At 67.2% G+C, this 2558-nt stretch carries 4 protein-coding genes; 3 read left to right on the plus strand and 1 reads right to left on the minus strand.

Features of this window, described 5'->3' with window-relative positions; genetic code table 11:
• Positions 1–257, plus strand: a 257-nt coding sequence (locus VFX99_RS10280) for a hypothetical protein (protein ID WP_329666200.1), incomplete at its 5' end; no start/stop codon positions are given.
• A gap of 82 nt (positions 258–339) precedes the next feature.
• Here VFX99_RS10280 and VFX99_RS10285 read toward each other — a convergent pair.
• The gene (locus VFX99_RS10285) at positions 340–690 is read right to left on the minus strand and encodes a DsrE family protein (RefSeq protein WP_329666201.1); all 351 of its coding nucleotides are present in this window, start codon (positions 688–690) and stop codon (positions 340–342) included.
• Between the two features lie 148 nt (positions 691–838).
• On the opposite strand from VFX99_RS10285, the gene VFX99_RS10290 reads away from it, so the two are divergent.
• A complete protein-coding gene (locus tag VFX99_RS10290) occupies positions 839–1609 on the plus strand; it encodes an alpha/beta hydrolase (RefSeq protein WP_329666202.1) in 771 nt (256 codons plus the stop codon).
• A gap of 115 nt (positions 1610–1724) precedes the next feature.
• A partial coding sequence (locus tag VFX99_RS10295; protein WP_329666203.1) for an adenylate/guanylate cyclase domain-containing protein occupies positions 1725–2558 on the plus strand: 834 nt, incomplete at its 3' end.

A 2558-nucleotide genomic window follows, 5' to 3' on the forward strand; every position in this document is an offset into this window, starting at 1 on the left:
TCGCCGCCCGCACCGCGACGGAGGGCGCGCACGTCGCGAACTTCCCGGGCGTGCCGTTGACGATGCAGGAGGTCGTCGATGCGATCGAGGCTGCGGCGCCGGGCGTGGCGGGCCGCGTAACGTGGGAGGAGGGTCAGCTGCCGTTCCCCGAGGCGCTGCAGGGGAACCTCCTCGAGCGGCTCGTCGGCCCGCTACCGCACACCGCGCTCGCCGACGGCGTGCGCGCGACGATCGAGCACTTCCGGCGAGCGCGCTAGTCGGCTTTCGGCGTCTCTGGCGACAGCACGCTCGCGCAGCGGAGTGTCACGTCTTTCGCTGCACCGTACTAACGGTGCGGAGCTAATACGTGATGACGCGGTCGTGGTCCAGCGCCAGCTCCACGAGTCGGTTCGGGGTTGATGGTTCGGCGATGCCTTCCGCGTCGAAGCCGCGCGCTTTGCTCGACATCCCTGACACGAAGAATTTGGCTCCACCCGAGACGAGCGCGTCGTACGATTCTCGAAGCGATCCCGTTCCGAGTCCAACGAGCGAATCGAGGACGGCAGGCCTCAGGAGCTGAACGGCGTCTGCCGCCAAGAAGAGCGACACGTCGTGACCATCCTCGACCGCTGCCTTGCCGACCAGAAAGCCGAGCGCCGCGCGCGTCGGATCCTCGGGGCCGCATGTGATGTGGATGAGGAGCTTCGCCATGGGGGAACTGTCTCACGCTGGTCGAGCGGGAGCAAATCGTCCGGTTTGGCACTCGTGCGGGGCAGCCACTCGCCTCAGGGAACATTCCTGAACGCTCGAGCACACGAGGCTGATGTCGCTGGGCCTGTCGTGAGAGGATGGCGGCGTCTTGCCGTACGCGGAACTCGACGGTCTGACGCTGTACTACGAGCGGGCTGGCAGCGGCGATCCGGAGCTGCTGTTCGTTCACGGTTGGTGCTGCGATCACACGGCGTTCGGGCCGCAGTTCGATCATTTCGCGCAGACGCACACTGTGACCGCCCTCGACCTGCGCGGCTGCGGCCGAAGTGGCCGCCCGGCGGCTGGCTACGGTGTCCCTGACTTCGCCGATGACCTCGCTCGGTTCTGCACTGCGGTTGGAATCGCGAAACCGGTGATAATCGGACACAGCCTCGGCGGGATGATCGCCGTCGAGTTCGCTGCTCAGCACCCTTCGATCGCGCGCGCGCTCGTTCTGCTCGATCCCGGCCCGATCCACCCGCTCCCCACGACAGTCGAGTCCTTCCGCTCGTTCGCGGAGCAGCTCGGCGGCCCGGGTGGCGAGGATCTCCGGCGCACCTACGTTGGGGATATGGGAGCTCGAGACGAAGTGCTCGCGCGCTGGATCGCCGAGCTGATGTGTGCTGTTCCACTGCCGATCGCGATTGATGTGATTCGTGGAGTGGTCGCCTGGAACGGAGCCCGCGCGTTCGCCCTGTGCACCATCCCCGCACTCTTGCTACGACCGGGACTGGACGATGACCCCGAGGACTTCCAGCTGCGCTCTCTCAAGCCTGATCTGGAGGTCGGCATCACGGTAGGAGCTGGCCACTTCCACCAGCTCGAGGTGCCCGATCAGATCAACGCAATGATCGAGCGCTTTCTCGCGACGACACTCTGAACCCACAGCCGTTTCGTCAAGCGACAGTCCCGCACGCTCGTGCAGCGCGCGATCCTGTCTCCAGAAGCTGATCGCGACTGGACGCCAGGTCTTGTCCGACGGATGATCACGCCGCGTGCGCGACGACCTCCCGACCGGCACCGTCACATTCCTCTTCACCGATGTCGAGGGCTCGACCAAGCTCCTGCACTCACTCGGGGCAGAGGCGTACGCGGAGGCGCTCGCTCAGCACCGCGGGATCATCAGGGAAGCGTGCGCCGCCAAAGGCGGCGTTGAAGTCGATACCCAGGGAGACGCCTTTTTCTTCGCGTTTCCGACGGCGCCCGGCTCTCTCGCGGCTGCAGCCGCGCTCACGGACTCGCTCGCGCCCGGTCCGATCCACGTCCGCGTCGGGCTGCACACCGGGACGCCGCTCGTCACCGACGAGGGGTATGTCGGAGACGATGTGCACCGGGCCGCACGCATCGCGGCGGTTGGACACGGCGGGCAGGTGCTCGTCGCCTCCTCGACCGCTGCGCTCGTCGGTCTCGACGGCCTCGTCGACCTCGGCGAGCATCGCTTCAAGGACCTGGCGGCACCCGAGCGCGTCTACCAGCTCGGCGACGGCGAGTTTCCACCGCTGAAGAGCCTTTACCGCTCCAACCTTCCGCTCGCCGCCAACCCGCTCGTCGGGCGCAAGAAGGAGCTCGCGGACGTCCTGAAAGCGCTCCTCGACGGATCTCGGGCCGTGACCATCACGGGGCCGGGCGGCGTCGGCAAGACTCGGTTCGCGCTCGCGGTCGCCGGAGAGGCGGCGCACGCCTTTCCCGATGGTGTCTGGTTCGTGCCGCTTGCCGCGCTCCGCGATCCGGCCCTCGTCCTTCCCACGGTCGCAGTCGCGATCGGCGCCGACGGCGACGTCGCGCGGCATATCGGCGACAGCCAGTGCCTCCTATTTCTCGACAACTTC

Origin of the sequence: Microbacterium sp., assembly GCF_036277215.1 — a bacterium.
Taxonomy (GTDB): Bacteria; Actinomycetota; Actinomycetes; order Actinomycetales; family Microbacteriaceae; genus Microbacterium.